The following is a 22,220-nucleotide window of genomic DNA, read 5'->3' on the forward strand; positions in this document are numbered from 1 at the left end:
GTCAGTACGCCTCCGGCGGCTGTGATGCCGTGGCCTCGGCTATGGTGTAGGAGGCGAGGCTGACGGCGAGTAGCAGGATGGTCAGCGCCGCATGCAGGGCGAGCAACCGTAGCGGAATCCACCATCCGCATCCATAGCCGAGGATCGGCCTGATGGCCGCATGCGGGACGAGCAGCATCGCGGCGACGGTGAACAGCGTGGCCGTGACGTCGCCCACACGGCCGGCCATACGGTTGACGGTCCCTCTCATACGACCACTCCCCTGACCTGGGCAAGCATCGCCATGTAATCGCGGATGTCACGGTCGATGCAGTCCATGACCCGATGCGTCGATGTGTGGCCACTGTCGTATGGATCCCGTCCGACCGTCTGCCAGTCAAGATCGAACGCCACATTCGAACCGGCCGGATGCAGGGTGAACCGCTGCGCCAACCCCGCCACGAATTTTCCCGCCATATTGGCCGCCGACTGCCTGTCGCACGACGGATAGGCCTCAAGTGCCTCCCTCAGCAGGCCGTTGGCCGCATGGCATTCGAACGCCGTCACCTCGCGCTCGCCGATGGTGAGCCTGCCCTTGTCGGGGCTGATGATGCGGTGGAGCGTGTCGATGGTTTCGGATGCGTCCATGCTGGTGCACTGCATGCCGATTTCGAGCAGGATGTCGGTGTCGGGGTCGAGGCCCATGGTTTCCACGTCCATCCATAGGAGCATGTCGGGTCTGCTGGTCATTGGGGTTCCTCCTTGGTTCTGATGGCGATGAGTTCGCCTGGGGTGAGTGTCCTGGCCGTGCCGTCCGGCAGCAGGAGCTGCCAGCGGCCGGTCCAGTTCCTGACGGGCGTGGATGCGGGCTCGCTTCCGGCGGGCACGATCCAGCCGTTGCGCCGCGCCTCGTCGATGTGGGCGTGGATCCAGCCGTGGCAGCCGGTCGTGCCCGACCCGCACAGTTCGATGATGTTCTCGGGACTGTGCCGGACCTGCGGATCCGCGGTGCGGCGCAGTTGCCGGTGGTGGCCGCTGCGGCCCGGCCAGAGGGCCGGGTCGTGGATGTTGCGGCCGCACCGCTGGCAGTGATGGCCCTGGCGTGCGAGCGCGGCCCTTTTCGCCGCTTCGAGTTCGGCGTCGTTCACCGGTCGTCCCCGATCCGGTCGATCGCGTCGATGACGCGTTGCGCCTGTCGGATGAAGCCGGCGCGGATCCATTCGTTCTCGGCCATGAAGTGTCGTGCGGCGGGGCCCGTGATCCGGTCGGGCAGTGCCCAGTTGCATTCCCAGAGCGCGATGGCGGCGGCGAGCACGCGCGGGTCGGACGGCTCGCTGGTGGATTGTTCGTCGTCGCTCATGATTCCTCCGTTCCGGCCGCGAGGTCCTCGCCCATGGCCTGGACGATCGGCCAGACATGGTCGGCCGCTTTCGTGCAGACCTTCCGCAGGCTCCATGCGATGCAGCGGATCGGCCGTTGCAGGTTCACGGATGCGAAGCCGTGCGGTGTTTCCGCGGTCACGCCGTGGGTGACGATCACGTGCAGGGGGCCGATGCGGCGGTATTGTGCGTCCGCCACGATTTTTGGCCTGTTCATCGCGTCGCCTCCGTCCGCAGGGGTTTCGGGGACATGATTGGCTGTCATGGTTGGGTTTCCTTTCGTTGGTTTTGGTTGCGTTGGTCGGCCGTCATTCGTCCTCCTCCGTTTCTTGGTCGGCCTGTTCGATGGCCTGGCGGAGTGTTCCGAGATGGCTGGTCTCGTCGTCGGCCGGCTCGTAGCCGAGGTCCACGAGGATCCGGTAGTAGGCGGTGATGATGCGCGCTATGTCGATGTCTCCCTGGTCGGACCAGTCGGATGGTTCGATGAACCATTCGATGCGTGCGGCGAGAACGGATACGGCCTCCAGTGGCCAGTCGGCGGTTTGCAGGCAGGCGTGGGCGGCGTGCGGGGCGTCTTCGGCGGTGATGCCGGTAATCTTCTCGTATTCCATGCGGCCGCAGTTGACGTCGTCCCACGTGGAGAGCGCCTTGGCGAAGCCGTCCGGGTCCGGGTCGACGAGTTGCAGGAGTCCGAGCCTCGCCGTGGTTTCGATGAGTCTGGCGCGTTTGATGGCGTGGAGGTTGGCGTGCAGCCATGCCATGCGTTTGGTGGCGGAGGCGGCGGCGTATTCCTCGAGCGCATGGATCCTCGCGTCGCGTTCGGCCCGTTCGAGCGCCCGTCGTTCCTCCTCGGCGGAGGCGGCGGCCCGGTCCCGACGGCGCCACAGGTAGATCTGGCAGGACGACTCGTGGACGGAGACCGCGTCGGGCCGCTGCTCCCGGAGGCGCTCCAACGTCTCTTCGGGTGTGCCGGAGGCCGCACCGACCCAGCCGTCGTAACGCCATTCGGGGTCGTTGAACGGTTTTTCCGGGTCCGGGATGAGGTTAAGGCCGGTGGTTTCGTCCCCGAGGAGCGCGGCGATCGATTCGAACCATCGGTGGTCATGCTCCTCGCGTTCGATGCTGTTGAGGATGTAGTCGAAGTTCGATGTGCCGGCGGCGTGTGCGAGGCGTTCCTGACGGTCCGGTTGGCCGCCGTATCGGCTGATGACGATCAGCTGGCCGATGGTGATCTGGTCGAAGTCGCTGCGGGTCCGGCGGATTTCGGCGGGGATGCTGGCGGCTTTGCTGCGGTCGCGCACGTAGTCGCTGCTTCGGCCGAGCCTGTGGGCGACGCTCGCGGTGGTGGCCCCGAGGTCGAGCATGCCCTGGATGGCGTCGGCTTCCTCGAGGACGGTGAGTTGTTCGCGCTGTGTGTTCTCGGTGACCATGGCTTCGAGCTGTTGGAGCGGGTCGAGGTCGAGCACGAAGCAGGGTACGGCGCCGGTGCCGGCCTGTTTGCATGCCTGGAGGCGACGGTGGCCGGCGATGACCCTGTAGCGTTTGCCGTTGGGGACGACGGACAGGGGCGAGAGCAGGCCGTTGGCCTTGATGCTGGCCGCGAGGTCGGACACGTCGCCGATGTTCTTGCGTGGATTGTCCGGGTGCGGGTCGATCAGGCTCGTGTTGATGAGCTTGATTTCGTTGCTCTGGTAGTCGCTCATTGCTTCTCCTTGCTGGTCTGTTGGTTGAGGTTTTCCGCGCATGCCTGGCATGCCTGCCACCATTCGCTGGGATGGCCGTCTCTGAGGCTGCCGGTGTGGTCGTATTCGTCTTCGTGGGGGTCCATGAGCCGGTGGACGTGTTCGCAGTCCCAGGTGTGGCGGTGTGGTCGGGTCGGTGTGGTGGGTTCGGGTGCCCAGGTCTGCCACTGGTCGCGGAGCCAGGTGTTGAGCCGTGGGATGTGGCCGGAGCGGACTTGGCCGTCGTTGACGGCCCGCTGGTATCGGCGGACGGCGGATTGGAGCCGGGCGAGCTGGGCGGGGTCCTCGGCGATCTTCGCGTACAGGCTTCGGGCTTCGAGGTCGGGTTTGCGGCCTTTCGCGCCGACGGTGCCGGGATAGGTTTCGGCGAGCCGCTCGTAGCCGGCGTCCGGCGGTTCGGTTCCGGTTTGCTTCGGTTTGCCGGCGGGAGGGGTCGGGAAGGGTATATCGGTATAGGTATCGGTTTTATGCCACGTTTTTGCTTGGCTGTTTGCTAGCAACTTGCTAGACGTTTCGCTACCGTCTTGCTCCCCGTTTGCTTGGCCGTTCGCTAGCAACTTGCTAGATGTTTGCTTGGCTTTCCGGTTGGCGGCCTTGCTTCGTCCTCCCCTGCTTCCGGCCTTGCGGCGCGCTTCGAGCTGCCCTGGCGAGAGCGTCTTGGGCTCCTTGCAGATGCCCTCGGCGTAGACGGGACGCCAGCCGCCGTCATGCTCCTCCATGAGGCCGGCGTCGATGAGCTGCTGGAGCTGCCTCATGGTGCCGCCGGCGTCCTTGAGGTCCAGTCTGTCGAAGCGGCCCGGATACGCGTTCGGATCCTTGGACTGCATCGAAACGCCCTTGGAATGGATGACGCACAGCTTGACCCACAGGCCGACCGTGGCGAGCGGCAGACGGCGGATGCGCCTGTCGTCGGCCATCTGGTCGTCGATAATGAACCACATCTCCCTTGCTCCTTTCGTGGTTCAGTCGATTTCGCCGGTGGACGGATCGACGTGTTCCATGTCGAGGCTGCGCCGCAGGTCGTCGATGAGGATCATCTGACGGCTGCCGGCCGGCTTCGCGCACATGGTCTCCATCGCCAGCCCGGCATCGACGATGCGCTGCGCGAGGTCGGCGCAGTCGTAGACCGCCTCGGTGACGGTGTGGATCCCGCCCCATTTCTCGATGTATTCCTTCTTGGTCCTGGTGTCCATGCAGGTACGGCATGCCTTGAGCACGCCGGCCGCGGCCTTGGTGATCTGCTGGGTCTTGCCGATGAGGTCGATGAGCAGGTCGGGTGTGGCCTCCTGCGGGATGAGCGCCTGTTGTTCCGTTTTCCTCATGATTCGTTTCCTTCCCTCTAGAAGTCCGGTTCGGCTGCGGGCTGGCCCCACGGGTCGTCCGTCGGTTCCTGCATGTCCTGGGTGGGTTGCTGCGGCGTGGCCTGTCGTGGCTGCTGGCTCCACCCGCCCGGCCCGGTGTTGGCCACGGGCGGTTGGCTGGCCGGATCGCCGTAGATGCCGCCCTCCTGCCGGTGGCCGGTGCGGGAGACCTGCGCCGTGGCATAACGGAGCGATGGGCCGATCTCGTCGACCTGCAGTTCGATGACGGTGCGGTTGGAGCCGTCCCGCGCCTGGTAGGAGCGCTGCTGGAGCCTGCCCTGCGCGATGACGCGCATGCCCTTGGACAGCGACCGCGCGCAATGCGTGGCAAGGTCGCGCCATGCGGAGCATCGCAGGAACAGGGCCGCTCCGTCCTCGTATTGGTTGGTCTGCCGGTTCCAGTTGCGTGGCGTGGACGCGATGGTGAAGCCCGCGACCTGCGTGCCCTGGCCGGTGGTCCTCAATTCCGGGTCGGCGGTCAGGTTGCCGATGACGGTGATGACGGTCTCTGCGGCCATGGCTATGCCTCCTTGACGTAGGTGGACGGTTCGGCACCCATTTGGCCGGGATCCTTGGCCTTCCACGCGCACCTGGCACGCAGGCAGCCGGCCTGCCTGTCGATGATGACGTCGCCGAAGCGTGCCGGCGCGACCATGGTGAGGTCCCAGCCGCGGTCGTGGTTGAGCTTGCTGACGATCTCATAGAGCTCCGCGATCAGCTCGCCGGAGCTCATGCCGATGCTGTCGGGTGTCAGAGGCCACTCGAACCACCGCTCGCCCTCCGGCCTGTATGTCTGTTTCATCAATGGACTCCTTGTTCTGTGGATGCTTGTGCCGGGGCGTGGTTTCGGACCACGTCATCCGTTCGCCCGCGTGTCCCGGACACGCGGATCCATGGCGCCCGCCGCCATCGCGGGCCCCGGCAGGGCCGGCCGGGAGGAGAAGAAGACACCCGGCCGGTGGTGTTGACGTCTTTTCCTTGACGCTCGGACGGCCCCACGGGGCGAATGACGAGTGCCTGCAATGTGAATGCGGGAGCCGTCCAGGTCATTCATTCGCCGTCCAGGTCGGCGAGCCAGCGCCTGACGCGCACGTCGGAACCCAGCCGGCATATGACGGGCAGGGCGGGCGGCAGGACCGCCACGGGTATGGCGAGCAGATGCTCGACCGGATGCGTGCAGGCCGACATGCCGAACAGCACGTAAAGGGCCAGCAGCCACGCCACGGCCAATAGCTGTATGAGGATCACGGACATGAGACGCTTCATGGCTCCTCCTTCCGGTTGGCGTGTCGTGCGAGTTCCAGCGTCTCGTCCCTCAGGGCCTCGATGTCCTTCAGGATCTCCCAGAGGACGGGTGCCAGCTCTCCCTCGTCGGGGTTGTCGCTTCGGCTCGTTTCGGACCACAGGGACATCGCCGCGTAGCTTGCGGCGTCGAGCCTGCGGTGGAGGCGTCTTGTTCTGATGCGGGTGGATAGTCTCATCGTGATGCCGCCCTACCTGTTCGGACGATCCCGCCGCCATCGAGGTGTCTCCTGTGCGGCAGGAGGTTCATCACGAACCCGCCGTCATCCATCCAGCTCATCGCATGCTCCTTGTGCAGTCGGTCTCGCCGGCCTCGAGCCATTCGGCGACCGCGTCCTGCGGGTAGAGGATCATGCGGCCGTGCTTCACGAACCGTGGTCCCTGTCCGCGGAATCTCAGTTGGGCCAGATACGCCTGTCGGGTCCTGACTTCCGCCGGGGTTTCGGCGCCGAAGAGTCGTGCCACCTGGGCGGTGGTCATCATCTGCCGTAACGCCATCACGCACCTCCATCGCGCGTAGAATCGTTCACATGGTTTGGTTCAACGTCATCGGTCTCGTCCTGTCCGCGATCGGCTGCGTCACCGGTTGCATCGCCCTGTTCCAGACGCATCGCGGCAACAAGCTGTCGAAGGATGCCAACGGAACGGCGGAGGAAGCCAACCGGATCTCCATCGACTCGAAGAGGATCGCCAAGCAGGCCAACGGCCTTGCAGGAAAGGCGAACGAGATAGCTGCAGACGCGAACTCGATCAGCCAGCGGGCGTTGGCTGTCACCGCCGACCAGACGGTCTACAAGTGGAGGGTCGGGTACGATGGAGACGCTTCGACCGTCTTCCTGGTCAATGACTGCCCCAACATGGCACGAGACGTGCAGGTGTTCATCCGCAACGAAGACCAGACCGTTGCGCAACGGCATGTCGATGAGGTTGCGCCGTTCGGCGAGATCGTATTCGAAGATGAGTTCTTCGCGCAGAAGATATTCGAAGACCAAGCTGGTGTCGACCGTCTGAACGCGCAGCCCGGCTTCACTTTCATCGGACGCGGCGGATGCAAGGTCAACGTCCATGTCGTCTATACGACCGAGCTGGGCGGCAGACGAAGCGACGAGATCGAGCAACGCCTCACCAATACCCAAAGACATTAGATCCTCTTTTGACATCACGCACCCCCTTGTCGTGTATGATGCCGGGCGGCGTTAGGAGAACCGCCCGGCCCTCTCCTAAAATCGGTGTCATCCCGCATTTGCGACGTGCGGGCCGAACAGTTAGGAGAAGAATCATGAGTAATGCGACGAGCTGGTTTCATTCCGCGCAAACGCATTTCAATAACGCCTCCAATTCGGCGACGGATTACTCGCAGCGTGAGCTTGCGAAGGGATTGAACGATCTCGCGTATGCGATGACGCTTCTGGATAAATCCGTTGACGAGACGCAGTTGTTGATTCGCCAAGTCCGTAGGTGAGCCTTGCCGCCTTGACGGCACTGGTGTAGTCGCCGCCGGTGTAGAATCCGTTCCTCAGCTGGCGGCGGCGCAATTCATAGATGCCCATCACTCACTCATCTCCCAACATCGACATGAATTCCTTCATGTCCACTTCCGCGATTGCCGGAAAGGTCACGATTGCTTTCCCGTCGCCGATGGAATCGACTCTGATCGAATTGCCCGCTAGTTCCGCCATCCACTTGCCGGAATGCGCGAAGAGGTAGGTGGCCATGCGGCTTGCCTTCCCCGTCGAAAGGTCGGTGATGTTGAAACCTATGTACTCGGACTTGTCCATCACGCACCCTTTTCCGATGCCCGGGCGATGGTCCCGTTCAGGAACTCGGCGTCGGCGTTGAGACGTTTTCGTCTTTCGATGCCCCGCTCCCAGACTTCGATGGCGCTGACCGGATCCGAGACCGTTTTCGAGCTTGTTCCGTCGCATTCGCAGTCGAGTATGAGGCCCAGATCGTTCGATTTGACGTGTGGCATGTGACCGCAGAACGGGCACGGGCGGATTGGCGACGAGAGAATCGACGTGGCCTTGGCCGCCCAGGCGTTCCACCGTTTCAGCATGAATTCCCGCGAGACGCCATCCTCTGCAGGGCCATGCCCGTTCGGGCAGGATATGCCGAAGTAATCCATCCTGTGGTTGAGCGAATAGACATGTTTCGTCACGTGGATCTCCGGGTTGCCGCCACATAACGGACAATCCGTGGCCTTTTTGGGGGTTTCGTCCGGGATGTTGATGCTCATTTCGGATTATCCTTTCGATTCAAGCGCTAGCGAGCGCCGTCTGTTGGTCTCTTTCTTCTGTCTTTGCCGCAAGGAAGATGTCAAGACCGTCCCGCCATCTCAATGCGGGAGCAATCTTGTCCAAGACCCGAATCGGCCATTCGCGCTGATTACGCATGTATCGGCTCATCACCACACGATTGATGCCAGCCGCATCTGCGATATCGGATTGGGTTATTCCAAGCCGAGCCATACGCACTTTGATTGCTCGCGTCACATATTCATTGCTTGTCACATCACCTCCAATCCCCAAATATTCGGGACACCATTCGATAATTACCGGATATTTGGTAATACGCCCTCAATATAATCCCGAATATTTGGTATAGCAAACGCGACACGCCGAACGGTATCAAGATGTAGCTTACCGAGAATTCGAATACAGTCATCGATATGGACAGCAGTACAACTCGCACTGACGCGGTGATTCGTCAGTATATCAATCAAGCAATGGAAGCTAGGAACGTCACCCAGGCAGATTTATCCAAGGCTCTTGACGGCAGATCAAAAGGATATATCAGCGACCGAGTACTCGGGAAAAGAAGTTGGGCAATCAGTGAACTTGACCGTATCTCACCCCTCTTTGGGTTGCCAGACGCTCTCTCGCTAATCGCAGCAGCTTGCGGATCTGCCTCAATTGATGGTGCCCGCGAATACGATGACCGCGCTCGCGGGTTTGTTGTTACGGATGAGGCGATCAGCCGGATCGCCGCGCACCCCGAGGAATACGACATGGCCGCCAACCAGGACAAAAACAAGGAACTGGAACGGGACACGCCAAGAGAATAGCCAAAGACCTCCTGCAAACCGAGATCGTTGGAAACACTACGAACAGACCATTTTGTTGGCGCCAACAAAATGGTCGACCACGAAAGGAACGGAAAGATGGACAGAAACGACATCGAACAACACGCGAATACGCTCGACTCCATCATGCACACCGACGACAACGAAGTGGAATTCTGGTACGCACGCGACCTGATGGAACAAATGCGATACACCGAATGGAGAAACTTCAGCAAAGTCATCGAAAAGGCACGGGTCTCATGCAGCAACGCAGGACAGCCAATCGACGCGCATTTCCGCGACACCAAACGAGACGTGGAACTCGGAAGCGGCGCCATCCGCTCCATCGACGACGTGAAACTCACACGCTACGCCTGCTACCTGACGGCCCAGAACGGCGACCCACGCAAGGAAGAGGTCGCACTGCTGCAAAGCTATTTCGCCGTACAGACACGAACCGCCGAACTACTGGAACAACGCATGGGCGAGATACTGCGCATCGCCGGACGGCACGCGCTGACCGCCGAGGAGAAACAGCTCAGCTCCCTCGCATACCAGCGCGGAGTCAACGAAAAGGACTTCGGCATGATCCGCTCACGCGGCGACCAGGCACTGTTCGGCATGAGCACCACCGACATGAAACTCAAACTCGAAGCGCCGAAAAACCAGCCACTGGCCGACAGGCTCCACCCCATCGCGGTGACCGCCAAACAACTCGCCACCCAAATGACGAACTACGGAATCCAGGAACGGGACCTGCACGGAACGCCCGCGATCACCCGCGAACACGTGGACAACAACAAGGCGGTACGCAAAAGCCTCATCGACCGCGGCATAGCACCCGAGGACCTCCCCGCGATGGAGGACATCAAAAGGGTCGAACGCAGGGCGAAACGCGACGAGAAACGCATCGAAGGCACGGGATTCAGGGACGAGGACGCGAAAACAGGTGAATGACGACACCCTATCCACATGGGCCGCGACCATGGGAGTGCGCATCGAGGAACGTAGGCTGGCCGGCGACAGATGCGGCCTCTACTACGACCCGCTACGCCTCGTCATCCTCGACGAACGACTGGCCGGCCACCAACGCCGCTGCACCCTATGCCACGAACTCATACACGCCCGGCATCATGATCCCGGATGTGGCACCCAATACGGAACCAGATGCGAGCGACGATGCCGCAGGGAGACCGCGTTGGCGTTGATCAGCCCCGTGGACTACGGTCTGGCGGAACAGACATACGAGGGTGACAAGTGGATGATGGCCACGGAACTGGGTGTGACCATTCAGGTATTGGACGATTACAGACAGGCGTTGCGCGACATGGGCGTGTGCGTGCGGTGAGGCGAGGACCGTCATCCGAGGCCGGCAACGGCGGATAGCAAATGGGATTACGATGGAACAACCGGCTCCGCCGGCAGAGAAGAAAGGAAAAATTCCGATGACAGACAGCAATCCGCAACCGCAGCCATCCATGCAGCCGCAACAGCCGGCACCGCAGTCGCCCGTCCAGCAGGCTCCGGCGGAGAGGCATATGAGCGCGCTGGGCATCACCGCATTCGTGCTCGCGGTCATCGCCCTCATACTTTCATGGATCCCGATCGTCAACAACGTGGCCTTCGCCTTCGCACTGGCCGGCCTCATCTTCGGATGCTTCGCCCTGCACGCGACCGGAAAGAAGGGAAGGAAGAAGGGCCGCGCCCTGGTCATCGCCGCGGTCGTGATCTCCCTCATCTCCGGCGGCGTGGTGCTCTACACCCAATCCATGTACGGCAAGGCGGTCGATGACGCGAGCAAGAGCCTCGACGAAGCCAGCAAGAAAGCCCAGCATGATTCCGACAATCTGGCAAAGGGCATCGTCAACGAGGGCGCCAAGTCCCTGACGATGCAGGTCACCATCAGCAACGGCAATGCCGAGGTGTCATATGGCAAGGGCGGCGGAACCAGCAACGAGACCGTCACGGGCCAATGGGAGAAGACCATCACCGGTGACGACGCCCAAAAGGATTGGACGGTCAGCGCCTACCCGTCCCTGGACATCGACAACGAGACCCCGGCCGACACGCAGGTGACCTGCACGATCACCGTTGACGGCAAGCAGGTATCGCACCAGGAGGCGACCGGCGACAGCGCCAACGTGTACTGCAGCGTCTACGACAAGCAGTGACAAAACTTCCAACCCCGCTTCGGCGGGGTTATTTTTTGTGACATGGACGGACGCATGGCGGCACGTCATGTTTCATTCGGGCGCAAAATATTCCATCAGGGCTCACCGATGCGATTTATACGACCTTATATTGCTTTATATTCGCCTAAATCCGTTATATCCTATCCCCAACCGAAAAATCGGCCACCCGCATACCGCGAGCGCCGGGGTTTGGGTTGGTCGTTATCTCTTTTTTCTGATTTCCTGGATTATCTGTGGTCCGGCCGTGACGGCTCCGATGAGCGCGCCGAAGGTGGCTGCCACCGGTTGTCCGAATGCGGCGCAGACGATCGCGCTTCCGAATCCGGCGTATGGGAGAATCGAGTACGCGGTCGTGGCGATGACCATGCAGATGTTCTGCGCCTTATGGTCGTCGGCCGCGACTTCGTTCGCTTTTCTTTGTGCTTCGATTTCCGCGTCGAGCGATTTCTCGGCCATGGTGATGATCCTGTTCGCGGCTCCTGGTTGGATTCGTTCGTAGCCGGCGAATTCGTCGACGGTCGGAAGTGGCGCGGAACGCCATTGGAAGGCTACCTGTTGGACGCCTTCTCCCGTTCCATTGACTTGTGGAGCGTCCGGCCGACCCTGTTCCATGCCGCTGTCTGGAGTTCCGCGGCCGATTTCACTTGGATCGGTGACCTGTACTCCACGCGTCTCGTCACCGCTATCCTCGTTCCGGCCGCCACTCCGCGCCGCATCGATTCCATCATCGTCTTCATGCTCATCGTCCACGGCACCTCCCTTTTGCCTTCAATCTACCGGTGGGTAATGTCACTGTCAACGTTTTTTGGCGAGTTGTCAGTAATGTCAGTAATGTTAATCAATGTCAGTCATAAGCGCATGCGCATCATGCTGCACTTCACCGCCGGGCGAAAGAACCATGGGCGGCATGCGCGGGCCGGTCATCCGATGTCGTTTTCCGGTTCCGGACATTTGAAAGAGGCTCCACGCGCGGCGGCATGGAGCCGTGAGGTGGTGCGTGATGGCCGTAGTCGATTCGTACATGCTGCAGGCCGGCAGGCGATGGAGGGTGACCTACCGCAAGCCGGACGGGTCGCAGACATGCAAGCGAGGCTTCCTGCGCAAACGCGACGCGCAGGAATGGGCCGCGGAGCATGTGACGATGGCGGTCGCGCGGGGCGGCTTCATCGACCCGCAGGCCGGCAGGGTCACGGTCGGCGGCCTGTGGCCGGCATGGATCGCGAAAAAACGCGTGTCATCGAAGGCGAGCTACGTGGAATCCCTGGAACGCGCATGGCGCGTGCACGTGAAGCCCAAATGGGGCGCCCGGCGGCTGTCATCGATCCACCGCAACGAGGTGCAGGAATGGGTCGCCGGCCAGGCGCAGGGCAAAAGCGCGACCGTGGTGCTGCGCAACCTCGGCATACTGCGGGGCATCTGCGCCGACGCATGCGCCGACCGTCTCATCGCGTCCAATCCATGCGCCGGGATCGAGACCCCGCGCAAGAAACGCAAGGACCATACGTACCTCACCGTCGAACAATTGTTCCGTCTCGCCGACGAATCCGGCGGGCGCCGCACGATGGTGCTCGTGCTCGGCCTGTGCGGGCTGAGATGGGGCGAGATGGCCGGACTGCACGTCGCCGACGTGGACTTCGCCCGGCATCGGTTGTCCGTCAGGAGGAGCGCCACCACCGTCGGCCATGAGGTCGTCGTGGACCTGCCGAAGTCGGGCAGGACGCGTCAGGTCGTGTTTCCCGGCGTGCTGGACGGGCCGTTGCGCGACCAGTGCGATGGAAGGGATGGCGGCGAGCCGTTGTTTCCCGCGCCGGATGGAGGGTATCTTGTCCGTACGGCGCAGCCGAACGACAGGACGAAGTGGTTCTGGTGGGCGAAGAGACGTGCCGGCGTGCCGGCCGGCCTGACCTATCACGACCTGCGTCACACCGCCGCGAGCCTCATGGTCAGGTCCGGCGCGAACGTCAAGGCGATCCAGAACCAGCTCGGGCATGCGTCGGCGGCGATGACCCTGGATGTCTACGCGGACCTTTTCGACGATGACCTCGACGGGGTGGGAGCGGCGATGGATTCGCTGCTGCTCCGCGGGAATGTTGTCAAAATGTTGTCAGAAGGGACCGTTGGCGCCGCATGATCAAAGCGGGAGTAAGGCTTTCGGGCTTGGTGTCCTGGGGTTCGATTCCCCGCAGCTCCACCATTCGAAAGCCGCCGGAAATGGCGGCTTTCTTTGTATTCCCAAGGGTTTCCACGCTATCTGCCAGCCCAGACGATTCATTACGGATCATACAGTTCGCGGCAGGACGTGGGCAACACATGGGCATACATTCAACCAGCCGGCCCACGCCGACATGCCCCATCTCGCGATCCTAGACGATGACGCGTCCGGTCATCCGTATGAACACAAGGGCGGCCACCACAACCACAACAGGCACCAGGAGCGATATCACTCGGTTTCTATTGTCCTTCTGGATCTGGAAGGTCATGATGAGGATGGAGGCGAAGCAAACGATGGCGCTGAGCAGATGATACGGAGGGTTTCCGAGCATCTGGATTATGTAGGCGATTCCAAGAAACGCCTGAATGGAGTTGCCCAAACCTAGGATCACACTGCCGAACACGTTTTGCCTGTTGATGTAGTAGGCGATGAATCCGCCAGGCAACGTAAGGAGCGTGACCGGACCCCAGATGGAGCAGTAGTACAACGCTTGGTCAACGGAAAGGCCGAACACCACCTCGATGATGAAACAGAGCGGCTGGCTGATAAGAAAGAAGACGAAGATCTTGAGCGCTGACTCCCAGCTTTTCGTACAGTTGGACGCGATGACGACCGCGAAGATGACCCACCATTCGAAGGAAATCGCGATGTCCTTGAACGATGTCCCCTCCGCGGCCGGGATCGATCCGACGATGCCGGTGTAGGCGCCCGCGGCGACCGCGAACAATATCACGGCAAGCCAGCCCATCTTGAGGCCTCCAAAAAGTTTCCTCATCCGGAAAATCCTTTCTCTCCCACACCTGTTTCCGATAACGCCATTCCTTGCGAATACGGCATTTCCGCAGGGGTGTCAATCGTCAGTAGTTGAGGGGCATATTACCCCCTTTCGCTATAGGCTACCCTAAACATCCCGCGACACACCATTGCAACGATTTGCATTAACCGCTTAAGTGATTAACATAGTTAATACATCAACCCAGTTATCACGTCATAGCAGACGATGTCAAGGAAGGACTTGATCGATGACCTGCGCATACTCCCCCGAAGCCTATGTGTTCGGCTCGAAGGAAAACCATGATCTACTCGAGGCGGAAACCAACGAACTCCTGCACTTCGGCCACAATTTCCCCGCACCGCAGGGCGGCTCCTACTGGCTGGACGATACCGGCAAGCCGGACCTGACCCAAAGCATCCACACATGGATCACCTGCCGTATGGCTCACGTCTACTCCCTCGGCTTCCTGCATGGCGAGCCGGGCGCGGCCGAACTCGTCGACAAGGCGATCGAAGGTCTGCGCGGCCCGCTGCACGACGACGTGAACGGCGGCTGGTACCCGTCCATCTCCGCCGACGGCAGCACCCACGAGTCCGGCAAGGTCTGCTACGCCCACGCCTTCGTGATCCTCGCCGCCACCTCCGCCAAGCTCATCGGCCGCCCAGGCGCCGACGAATTGCTCGACGAAGCCCTCCAGACCTACGACAGGCACTTCTGGGATGACGAAATCGGTCTGGCCGTCGACACATGGAACACCGAGTTCACCGAACTCGACCCGTACCGCGGCATCAACGCCAACATGCATACCACCGAGGCCTTCCTGGCCGTGGCCGACGTGACCGGCAACGAGGAATACCGTGAGCGCGCCGGACGCATCATCGATCATGTGGTCGGCTGGGCCGCCGACAACAACTGGCGTATTCCGGAGCACTTCACCGCCGACTGGCAGCCGGATCTCGAATGCAACCATGACAAGCCGGATGACCAGTTCAAGCCGTACGGCGCCACTCCGGGCCACGGCATCGAATGGGCCCGTCTGATCACCCAGTACGCACTGAGCTCCAAGCAGCGTTCCGAAGAGGGCAAGCAGCAGCTCATCGAAGCCGCGGAAAACCTGTTCGTCCAGGCTCTTGCCGACGCATGGAACGCCGAGGGCACCATCGGACTGGCCTACACCACCGACTGGAACGGCAAGCCGGTGGTCACCGACCGCATGCACTGGACGCTCGCCGAATCCGTGAACACCTCCGCCACTCTGGCCACCGTCACCGGCAAGCAGGTGTACAAGGATTGGTATGCCACCTTCTGGCAGTACATCGACGAGTACCTGATCGACCATAAGAACGGTTCCTGGTTCCATCAGCTGAACAAGGACAATCAGGTCATCGGCACCGTATGGCCGGGCAAATCCGACCTGTATCATGCCACGCAATGCACGCTGATTCCACGTCTCGACCCCGCCGTCTCCGTGGCACCGGCGCTCAAGGCCAATCCGAACGCCTGACATCCCGATGCTTCTCCTTCCATCCTCCTAACCGAGAGATCCCCTCGACTCCATGTGGAATCGAGGGGATCTCTTGTTTCAGGCCCGGACCGGAAGCTATTTGATGATGGGGCGCAAGGGCGCGGACACATCAACGTTGTGTTTGTCCCCGATCACATTGGGGTCGTTGATGATCTTGTCGACAACGGCTTTTTTGAGTTTGAGCTGCGAGGAGTCACCCCACACGATCACCTTATCGCCATCATTGAGTTCGGTCGTGATGGAATCCTGCGTTTCCGCGGTGACCCTGGTAATGGAGTTACGCATTGAATCCGGCAGTGAGCTTAGGACCTTCAGCGCCTCCTTGATGGAACGATTCTTCAGGCTTTCGTCGACATCGGCCACCTCGATTACCGGAATGCCCTCGACGGACGCCCCGCTGACGGAGTTGAGCACACGGCCTTGGCTGTCGACGGCCGTCATGGTGCCCTCGGAGGTTTTCAGCATGGCCGCGGGCTTCTGCGCCTTGATGGTCACCTCCAGCGAATTCGGCAGGCGCTTGACCGCTTTTGCCGAAGTGACGCCCGGAATGTCCTTGATTTTCTTCTCAACGTCATCACCCGACACCAGGAGCAGGGATTTGCCGGCCTGTTGACGGGCGATTGACAGCACCTGCTCCTGACTCACCCACTCATTGGCGCCGTCGACACTGATGCCGGAGGATTCCAATCTGAACACGGATGAGAAGAACAACAGCCAAACCAGTGCGACGATGGCGGCGATCACACCGACGGAAGCGGCCACGCGCATGACGATCATTCGGGTGTTGGCCTTGCGCCGTTCCTTCAAACGCGCGCTGAAATCGACGACCTTCGGACGCGTGATCACACCCAGCGTGCCGGAGGTCTCATCAAGCGTTTTGGCGACCAGATCCTCACTGCGCAGTTTGCGGGCGTCCACGAATCCTCCGGATTCACAACGCGAACCATCGCTGGAGACGGAGCGTCCCTGAGGGGAACGCCCTTGGGCGGAACGTCCCTGGATGGAGCGCCCCCGGGATTGGTCTCCGGAACCCGACTCCTTGCCCGAACTGATGACCCTGCGCGCCATCAGCGTGCACAATCCCAACGATGGGCTTGCAAAGCATGCAGGATCACCGGATCCATCTGCGTGATGTCACCTGCGCCGACGGTGAGAATGACATCGCCGTGATGGGCTCGCATCACCATCATCTGGGCGGCGATGCGCATGTCGTTGACACCGCGGATCCAATCGTCAGCAGGCTCATGTTCAAGCTTCACGGCCTCGTCCACTATCGTATCGGGACTGACGGTCGGAAAATCCTCCTGCTTTTCACGAGCCGGGAAGATTCCGGTGACGATCACGTCATCGGCCTTGGCCAGCGCCTTGGCGAATTCACCGGCGAAAAACATGGTGCGTGAGAAGAGATGCGGCTGGAAAATCACATGGATTCCGGCAGCAGGGTAACGGCGACGGGCGGCATCCAACAACGCCGCGATCTCGGTGGGGTGATGCGCATAATCGTCAATGACGGTCACCTGATTGACAGTGCCCCGAATCTGGAAGCGTCTCGCAGCCCCCAGGAACGACGTCGCCGCGGCCGCGGCACGTTCCACGTCGACGCCGAGCATCACGGCCGCAAGAATGGCCGCCGTGGCGTTCCGCGCATTGTGGATGCCGGGAACGGTGAGGGTGACCGGAACACGACGCTCCTCGGCCTCGACCAGTCCGGACGGCAGGTGCAGGGTGAAATGCTCGATACCGCTTTGCGCGCTTTCGCTTTCCGATTCGATGCGCACCTGCGTGGCGCCGTTCAAATCGCCGAGAGCCTCGGACGACTGCGTGGAATACACCACGACATGCCGTGCCACCTCCGGCCTGAGCGCACGCAGTACGGCCAATGCGCCATCATCGTCACCGCACATGATCACGGCCTTGCCCGCATGCCCCGCATGTGCCACAAACGCCGCACGATAATTGGCCTGCGTACCGTAATGGTCGAGATGATCGGCCTCCGCATTGGTGATAATGGCGATTTCGGGATGGTATTTGGCGAAGCTGCCGTCGGATTCATCGGCCTCCGCCACAAGCACACTGCCCTTACCGGCATGGCCGCCGTCAAGAGTCGTACCATCCCTGCCTTGAATGGAACCACCGATGGCGTAGCTCGGATCCGCCAGATCGCCTTCGCCCGCATTGACCAGGATGTGGGCGAGCATGGAGCTGGTGGTCGTCTTCCCATGGGCGCCCGCAACGGTCACGGCCCGCTTCGACTGCATGAGCAATGCGAGGATGTCGCTGCGGTGCACAATGCGCTCGCCGGCCTCGTAGGCCGCCACGATCTCCGGATTATCGGCCTTGATGGCGCTGGAGAATACCACGGTGCGTGCGCCTTCGACGTTCTCGGCGCGCTGGCCGAATTCGACGGTGATGCCAAGCCCCTGCAGACGTTCGGTTTTGGCGCTCGGCTCACGGTCGGAGCCGTCCACTTGCACGCCCTGCTCATGCAGCATCTCGGCGAGCACGCTCATACCGGCTCCGCCGATGCCGATGAAGTGGGTTTTCCCAAGATCGCCCACACCCTCCTCAGGGCCGAAGGACGCATGGGTTGGATCAAGAACAATGGTACCGGCATCACGCTGGTTGTCAGACACGGCTGCTCCTCTTACGCATGTTTTCAAGCTCATTCCATTATGGTCGGACCTCAGGCCAATGTGCCGTTCGATCCGGCCCGGTCACGCCGCCTGCCGCCCGATCAGGGCCAGCACACGCTCGGCCATGACCTCGGCCGCGTCACGAATGCCGTAGCTCCAAGCGTTGCGACCGTATTCGGCAAGCGTTTCCGGATCGGCGAGCAATTGCGGAACGTGGTGTCTTACCCAATCCACGGTGAACTCACCGTCAGCGACCATCAGACCTCCATGTACATCCACCACCGGCTGCGCGTTGAAACGCTGCTCGCCGTTGCCGATCGGCAACGGCACATAGATCGCAGGCAATCCCAGCGCCGTCAATTCCGAGACGGTGCCCGCGCCGGAACGGCAGATGACCAGATCGGCACAGGCGAACGCCAGGTCGATCCGTTCCAGATATTCGGCGACACGATAGTCGCCATCGCCCGCATGGTCGGCTCCCAGCTTTCCGAGCGCCCGCTCCCCTGCGTTCACCGATACCAGGGAACGCACCTCTTCGCCCTTGCCCTTGCCGGTCAGGTGAATCACCTGCGCATGCTGCAACAGCTCCTTGGCCGACCCGGCCACCGCACGATTCACGTTCACCGCGCCCAACGAACCGCCGGTCACCACGACCAACGGACGATCCGGGTCGATGCCGAGTAGCGTGGCCGCGTCACGTCTCACCGCGGCACGGTCATGACCAAGGGCCGAAGCAAGTTTTGCGATGGCCGGGCGCAGCGGTAGTCCCACACGTTCGACGGACACGCCTCTGCGGGGCCTAAGACCGGTATCGGCATAGGCGGAACCGATCATGTCGGCCCAACGTGCACCCAGTTTGTTGGCCATGCCGGCACGCGCATTCTGCTCGTGCATGGCGATCGGAATGCCCATCCTATGAGCGGCCGCGTAGACCGGAGCAGAGGTGTAGCCACCGAACCCCACCACGACCTGGGCTTCGTGCCGGGTAAGGATGTCACGCACCTTCGCGGTTTCACGCTTCCATTTGGCGGGGAATCGCAATGCGGCCATGTTAGGTTTGCGCGGGAACGGCACCTTTTCGATGGTTTCCAGTTGGAAACCGGCCTGCGGCACCAGATCATGCTCAAGCCCGACCGCGGTGCCTACGACCGCGATATCCGCATCAGGTTCCAGGGTTCGAATCACCTGGGCCACGGCGAGGAGTGGATTGACATGGCCGGCGGTGCCGCCGCCAGCCAGAACGATATGCTTCCGAGTGCTCATAGAGTACGAGCTTAGCCCACGGCATGGCGCATGTCCGCATGGCGCACCCATAGGAATGCGGATGGTTACAGTTTCTACGTTTTGTCATTCAGACCTTGGTGGTCTCCGCTTTGATCTGCGGCTGTTCCTTCATCATGCTGACGGCCACGCCCGCGGCGCCCAGGCACATGATCAGCGACGAACCACCCGCCGAAACGAACGGCATGGGCACGCCCATGACGGGGAACAGGCCGATCACAACGCCGATATTGACGATGGCCTGCCCCACGATCCATACGGTGATGCAGGCCAGCACCATCGTCACATACCGGTTCCGCGCCTGCAGGGCCACCACGATCATGCACCAGCCAAGCACCACGAACAGCAGGATAACCATCGAGGCCCCGATGAATCCGGTTTCCTCACCGATGATGGCGAAGATGAAATCATTGTGGGCTTCGGGCAGATACCCCCATTTTTCTCCGGAGTTGCCGATGCCGACACCGAGAAGACCCCCCGAGGCGATGGCATACTTGCCATGCACCGCCTGATAGCACACGCCTTGCAGGTCGGAGGCCGAGCAAGTCTGGTATGCGGCCAGGATACGCCCCAGTCGATTCGGGCTGCTCAGCACGAGCCCGCCGACGAGCGCCACGCCCAAGGCACCGATCAGGGCCAGCCACTTGCCGGGAAAATCCCCGAGGATCAGCGCGACCGCGCCGATGGCGAGCAGAATCATACAGGTGCCGAGATCCTTGCCGGACATCACCAGCCCCAGACTCAGCACATATCCCAGACCGAGCCTCCTATACGCCTTGAAGAAACCCTCCTTGCGCATCCGTTTGCGCGCGGCGATCAGCTCGCAAGGCATCCAGACGCATAATGCAAGCTTGACGATTTCCGCGGGCTGTATGGTGAACACGTTTTTGATGCCGATCCAGCCCTTGTTGCCGTTGACCTCCACGCCAAGCGGGGTAAGCGTCAGTGCCTGCAGCGCCATCGCCCCGCACAGCAGAAAGAAGCTGATTCTGCGGTACACCGAGGCGGGAACCATCATCGTCAACAGGGCGACCACGAACCCGACCACGCAGAATCCGCCCTGCTTCAGGGCCTGTGCCCATGGCGACAAGCCGTTCGCGATCATGTTCACCGACGAGCTCGAGAACACCATGATCACGCCGAACAACGTAAGGATGATCACCGACAGTCTGAATCCGTGGAAGCACCATAACGGGTTGAGCAGGCTCCGCAAGCCGACGAATCGTTGGAAGTCCCCCGGCCGCTGCACGGTTTCGGCCTCGACACGGGTTCGAGCCCGCGCATCCCGGACAGCATGATCGGTCGCCGCCGAGGAGACGGTACGGCTCGTCTTAGGCTTCGCCATGCTCATTCACCCATCGCTTCGCCTCATCGGCGAACTGGTTGCCACGGTCGGCATACGATACGAACTGGTCCATGGACGCACAGGCCGGAGCCATAAGCACCACATCGCCCGGTCCGGCGAATTCTCCGGCCGCATCCACGGCCCTAGCCATGACAGTGGATTTGTCCGCAGGGTCGATGACGGCCAGTGGAATCTGCGGGGCACTGGTCCTGAACGCATCAAGCATCGGCTGCTGGTCCTCACCGATGATGACGGCCGCCTTGATGGTGTGCGCCTGGTCGGCTACGAGCCGTTCGAAACGGCTTCCCTTGGCGAGTCCTCCGGCAATCCATACCACGGACTTATCGGCGAAACTGTTCAGCGAGGCCTTGGCCGCATGCGCGTTCGTGGCTTTAGAGTCATCAACGAAACGGATGACGCCATTCTCGACGCGGGCCGTGGCGACGGTCTGGATCCGGTGGCCGCCGGGAGTGAACCGCTGCAATGCGACGATGGCCTTGTTCCTATCGACGCCCAATCCCAACGCCAACGCCAATGCGGTCAGCGCGTCGGCGAGCAGATGAGGATACACCGTGCCATCCGGCTCGGTCAGATGAGTGAAATCGGCGACTTTGGCCACCTTTAAGGGTTGCCCCGGTTCGCCGCCTGCGACACCGCTCATATCGACGATCCAGCCGTCGACGATGCCGATCTGGCCTGCCTGCGGCTCATGCAGCGTGAAGCCTATTCTGCGGCAACCCTCCGCCGCCTCGGCCTGCCGGGCGAGTTCGGTGACACGCGCGTCATCGGCGTTGTAGACCAGTGCCTTCCTGACATGATGGAACACCTTCGCCTTATCGGCCGCATAGTTATCGATGCCGCCATGCCAGTCGAGATGGTCGTCCGCGATATTGGTGATGGCCGCACAATCCAAAGCCAGGGAATCCGTAAAGTGCAGCTGGAAGGAGCTCAGCTCGACGCACAGCACGTCATTGGCCGGATCGACGGCGGCATGGGAGACCGCCTTGCCGATGTTGCCGACGGCCGGTGCGGTGAGCCCGCATGCGGTGAGCATCTCGGAGGTCATTTCCGTGGTGGAGGTCTTGCCGTTGGTTCCGGTGATGCCGATCCACCGTGCGGGTTCGCCGGTTGAATCGGCATCCACACGCAGCTGCCATGCCAATTCCACCTCGCTCATCACGGGAATGCCCCGGCGCTGCGCTTCGAGGATGAACGGCGTGCGTGGATTGAACACCGGAGAGGTCATCACCAGATCCACGCCGTTCCAATCGATCTGATCGAAGGAATGCAGATCCGCATCAGGCTTCTTCTCGTCCACGCCGATGACCTTGCCGGCCCTCGGCTCGAGTACCTGCATCATGCTCTGGCCCGAAATGCCCAGACCCGCCACAATCGCCGTCTTACCGTTCACGTCCATGTCAACCAACCTTTGT

Annotated in this window: 31 protein-coding genes; 8 read left to right on the plus strand and 23 right to left on the minus strand. The window is 61.5% G+C overall.

Annotated features, from left to right (window positions below):
- Position 1 precedes the first annotated feature (1 nt).
- From BMOU_RS01200 to BMOU_RS01260, 13 genes are all read right to left on the minus strand, one after another.
- The gene (locus BMOU_RS01200; protein ID WP_137648360.1) at positions 2-250 is read right to left on the minus strand and encodes a hypothetical protein; all 249 of its coding nucleotides are present in this window, start codon (positions 248-250) and stop codon (positions 2-4) included.
- On the minus strand, positions 247-729 hold the full coding sequence (locus BMOU_RS01205) for a 3'-5' exonuclease family protein (protein ID WP_034873976.1): 483 nt from the start codon (positions 727-729) through the stop codon (positions 247-249). The genes BMOU_RS01200 and BMOU_RS01205 overlap by 4 nt, the downstream gene beginning before the upstream one ends.
- Positions 726-1,127, minus strand: a complete 402-nt coding sequence (locus BMOU_RS01210) for a hypothetical protein (protein WP_034873978.1) — start codon at positions 1,125-1,127, stop codon at positions 726-728. The genes BMOU_RS01205 and BMOU_RS01210 overlap by 4 nt, the downstream gene beginning before the upstream one ends.
- Positions 1,124-1,339: a hypothetical protein gene (locus BMOU_RS01215; protein WP_034873981.1), complete on the minus strand. Its 216-nt coding sequence runs from the start codon at positions 1,337-1,339 to the stop codon at positions 1,124-1,126. Before BMOU_RS01215 ends, BMOU_RS01210 begins: the two co-directional genes overlap by 4 nt.
- Positions 1,336-1,623, minus strand: a complete 288-nt coding sequence (locus BMOU_RS01220) for a hypothetical protein (protein WP_034873983.1) — start codon at positions 1,621-1,623, stop codon at positions 1,336-1,338. Before BMOU_RS01220 ends, BMOU_RS01215 begins: the two co-directional genes overlap by 4 nt.
- A gap of 43 nt (positions 1,624-1,666) precedes the next feature.
- Entirely contained in the window at positions 1,667-3,061 is a 1,395-nt protein-coding gene (locus BMOU_RS01225) for a ParB/RepB/Spo0J family partition protein (protein WP_034873985.1), read from the minus strand.
- Complete coding sequence (locus BMOU_RS01230) at positions 3,058-4,041, minus strand: hypothetical protein (protein ID WP_034873987.1); 984 nt, start codon at positions 4,039-4,041, stop codon at positions 3,058-3,060. The genes BMOU_RS01225 and BMOU_RS01230 overlap by 4 nt, the downstream gene beginning before the upstream one ends.
- A 21-nt stretch (positions 4,042-4,062) precedes the next feature.
- Positions 4,063-4,422, minus strand: a complete 360-nt coding sequence (locus BMOU_RS01235) for a hypothetical protein (RefSeq protein ID WP_051428846.1) — start codon at positions 4,420-4,422, stop codon at positions 4,063-4,065.
- A gap of 17 nt (positions 4,423-4,439) precedes the next feature.
- Positions 4,440-4,979 (minus strand): single-stranded DNA-binding protein, encoded by a 540-nt coding sequence (locus BMOU_RS01240; protein ID WP_034873989.1) that lies wholly within the window; start codon positions 4,977-4,979, stop codon positions 4,440-4,442.
- Positions 4,980-4,981: 2 nt separating this feature from the next.
- Complete coding sequence (locus tag BMOU_RS01245) at positions 4,982-5,263, minus strand: hypothetical protein (RefSeq protein WP_034873991.1); 282 nt, start codon at positions 5,261-5,263, stop codon at positions 4,982-4,984.
- 248 nt (positions 5,264-5,511) lie between these two features.
- Positions 5,512-5,727 (minus strand): hypothetical protein, encoded by a 216-nt coding sequence (locus tag BMOU_RS01250; protein ID WP_034873993.1) that lies wholly within the window; start codon positions 5,725-5,727, stop codon positions 5,512-5,514.
- Entirely contained in the window at positions 5,724-5,942 is a 219-nt protein-coding gene (locus tag BMOU_RS01255; RefSeq protein ID WP_034873996.1) for a hypothetical protein, read from the minus strand. The genes BMOU_RS01250 and BMOU_RS01255 overlap by 4 nt, the downstream gene beginning before the upstream one ends.
- 97 nt (positions 5,943-6,039) lie before the next feature.
- Positions 6,040-6,261 carry a MerR family transcriptional regulator gene (locus BMOU_RS01260; RefSeq protein WP_034873998.1) on the minus strand — a complete coding sequence of 74 codons (222 nt, stop codon included), beginning with the start codon at positions 6,259-6,261 and terminating at the stop codon, positions 6,040-6,042.
- 32 nt (positions 6,262-6,293) lie between these two features.
- On the opposite strand from BMOU_RS01260, the gene BMOU_RS01265 reads away from it, so the two are divergent.
- Both BMOU_RS01265 and BMOU_RS01270 read left to right on the plus strand, forming a co-directional pair.
- On the plus strand, positions 6,294-6,908 hold the full coding sequence (locus tag BMOU_RS01265; RefSeq protein WP_034873999.1) for a hypothetical protein: 615 nt from the start codon (positions 6,294-6,296) through the stop codon (positions 6,906-6,908).
- 134 nt (positions 6,909-7,042) lie between these two features.
- The gene (locus tag BMOU_RS01270; RefSeq protein WP_034874001.1) at positions 7,043-7,225 is read left to right on the plus strand and encodes a hypothetical protein; all 183 of its coding nucleotides are present in this window, start codon (positions 7,043-7,045) and stop codon (positions 7,223-7,225) included.
- Positions 7,226-7,316: 91 nt separating this feature from the next.
- Here BMOU_RS01270 and BMOU_RS01275 read toward each other — a convergent pair whose 3' ends face one another.
- The 3 genes from BMOU_RS01275 to BMOU_RS01285 are packed head-to-tail and all read right to left on the minus strand — an operon-like array spanning position 7,317 to position 8,273.
- The gene (locus BMOU_RS01275) at positions 7,317-7,541 is read right to left on the minus strand and encodes a hypothetical protein (protein ID WP_034874003.1); all 225 of its coding nucleotides are present in this window, start codon (positions 7,539-7,541) and stop codon (positions 7,317-7,319) included.
- Complete coding sequence (locus BMOU_RS01280) at positions 7,541-7,999, minus strand: hypothetical protein (protein ID WP_034874005.1); 459 nt, start codon at positions 7,997-7,999, stop codon at positions 7,541-7,543. The genes BMOU_RS01275 and BMOU_RS01280 overlap by 1 nt, the downstream gene beginning before the upstream one ends.
- Before the next feature lie 19 nt (positions 8,000-8,018).
- Positions 8,019-8,273: a helix-turn-helix domain-containing protein gene (locus BMOU_RS01285; protein ID WP_137648358.1), complete on the minus strand. Its 255-nt coding sequence runs from the start codon at positions 8,271-8,273 to the stop codon at positions 8,019-8,021.
- Positions 8,274-8,431: 158 nt separating this feature from the next.
- Here BMOU_RS01285 and BMOU_RS11465 point away from each other — a divergent pair, with 158 nt between their 5' ends.
- The 4 genes from BMOU_RS11465 (at position 8,432) to BMOU_RS01305 (ending at position 10,995) form a co-directional block, all read left to right on the plus strand.
- A complete protein-coding gene (locus tag BMOU_RS11465) occupies positions 8,432-8,827 on the plus strand; it encodes a helix-turn-helix domain-containing protein (protein WP_235143629.1) in 396 nt (131 codons plus the stop codon).
- Positions 8,828-8,923: 96 nt separating this feature from the next.
- On the plus strand, positions 8,924-9,781 hold the full coding sequence (gene dinD, locus BMOU_RS01295; RefSeq protein ID WP_034874009.1) for a DNA damage-inducible protein D: 858 nt from the start codon (positions 8,924-8,926) through the stop codon (positions 9,779-9,781).
- 28 nt (positions 9,782-9,809) lie between these two features.
- The gene (locus tag BMOU_RS01300; protein WP_371851401.1) at positions 9,810-10,172 is read left to right on the plus strand and encodes an ImmA/IrrE family metallo-endopeptidase; all 363 of its coding nucleotides are present in this window, start codon (positions 9,810-9,812) and stop codon (positions 10,170-10,172) included.
- A gap of 97 nt (positions 10,173-10,269) precedes the next feature.
- Positions 10,270-10,995: a hypothetical protein gene (locus tag BMOU_RS01305; RefSeq protein ID WP_051428847.1), complete on the plus strand. Its 726-nt coding sequence runs from the start codon at positions 10,270-10,272 to the stop codon at positions 10,993-10,995.
- 222 nt (positions 10,996-11,217) lie between these two features.
- On the opposite strand, the gene BMOU_RS01310 is transcribed toward BMOU_RS01305, so the two are convergent.
- The gene (locus tag BMOU_RS01310) at positions 11,218-11,766 is read right to left on the minus strand and encodes a DUF2335 domain-containing protein (protein ID WP_034874013.1); all 549 of its coding nucleotides are present in this window, start codon (positions 11,764-11,766) and stop codon (positions 11,218-11,220) included.
- Positions 11,767-12,016: 250 nt separating this feature from the next.
- Between BMOU_RS01310 and BMOU_RS01315 the strand changes: the two genes are divergently transcribed.
- Complete coding sequence (locus BMOU_RS01315) at positions 12,017-13,147, plus strand: site-specific integrase (RefSeq protein ID WP_034874015.1); 1,131 nt, start codon at positions 12,017-12,019, stop codon at positions 13,145-13,147.
- 232 nt (positions 13,148-13,379) lie between these two features.
- Here the strand turns inward: BMOU_RS01315 and BMOU_RS01320 are convergent, their stop codons facing one another.
- The gene (locus BMOU_RS01320; protein ID WP_235143630.1) at positions 13,380-14,003 is read right to left on the minus strand and encodes a hypothetical protein; all 624 of its coding nucleotides are present in this window, start codon (positions 14,001-14,003) and stop codon (positions 13,380-13,382) included.
- Between the two features lie 247 nt (positions 14,004-14,250).
- Between BMOU_RS01320 and BMOU_RS01325 the strand changes: the two genes are divergently transcribed.
- On the plus strand, positions 14,251-15,507 hold the full coding sequence (locus BMOU_RS01325) for an AGE family epimerase/isomerase (protein WP_034874017.1): 1,257 nt from the start codon (positions 14,251-14,253) through the stop codon (positions 15,505-15,507).
- A gap of 96 nt (positions 15,508-15,603) precedes the next feature.
- On the opposite strand, the gene BMOU_RS01330 is transcribed toward BMOU_RS01325, so the two are convergent.
- The 5 genes from BMOU_RS01330 to murD all read right to left on the minus strand — a co-directional run bounded on the left by BMOU_RS01330 (position 15,604) and on the right by murD (position 22,204).
- Positions 15,604-16,596 carry a cell division protein FtsQ/DivIB gene (locus BMOU_RS01330; RefSeq protein WP_034874018.1) on the minus strand — a complete coding sequence of 331 codons (993 nt, stop codon included), beginning with the start codon at positions 16,594-16,596 and terminating at the stop codon, positions 15,604-15,606.
- Positions 16,596-18,194, minus strand: coding sequence for a UDP-N-acetylmuramate--L-alanine ligase (gene murC / locus BMOU_RS01335; RefSeq protein ID WP_051428848.1), 1,599 nt, complete (start codon positions 18,192-18,194; stop codon positions 16,596-16,598). Before murC ends, BMOU_RS01330 begins: the two co-directional genes overlap by 1 nt.
- A 48-nt stretch (positions 18,195-18,242) precedes the next feature.
- Entirely contained in the window at positions 18,243-19,424 is a 1,182-nt protein-coding gene (locus BMOU_RS01340; protein WP_034874022.1) for a UDP-N-acetylglucosamine--N-acetylmuramyl-(pentapeptide) pyrophosphoryl-undecaprenol N-acetylglucosamine transferase, read from the minus strand.
- An 88-nt stretch (positions 19,425-19,512) separates the two neighbouring features.
- Positions 19,513-20,787 (minus strand): peptidoglycan glycosyltransferase FtsW, encoded by a 1,275-nt coding sequence (locus tag BMOU_RS01345; protein WP_171002100.1) that lies wholly within the window; start codon positions 20,785-20,787, stop codon positions 19,513-19,515.
- A complete protein-coding gene (gene murD, locus BMOU_RS01350) occupies positions 20,774-22,204 on the minus strand; it encodes a UDP-N-acetylmuramoyl-L-alanine--D-glutamate ligase (protein ID WP_034874024.1) in 1,431 nt (476 codons plus the stop codon). The genes BMOU_RS01345 and murD overlap by 14 nt, the downstream gene beginning before the upstream one ends.
- Between the last annotated feature and the right edge of the window lie 16 nt (positions 22,205-22,220).

Source organism: Bifidobacterium moukalabense DSM 27321, from assembly GCF_000522505.1.
Lineage (GTDB): Bacteria > Actinomycetota > Actinomycetes > Actinomycetales > Bifidobacteriaceae > Bifidobacterium > Bifidobacterium moukalabense.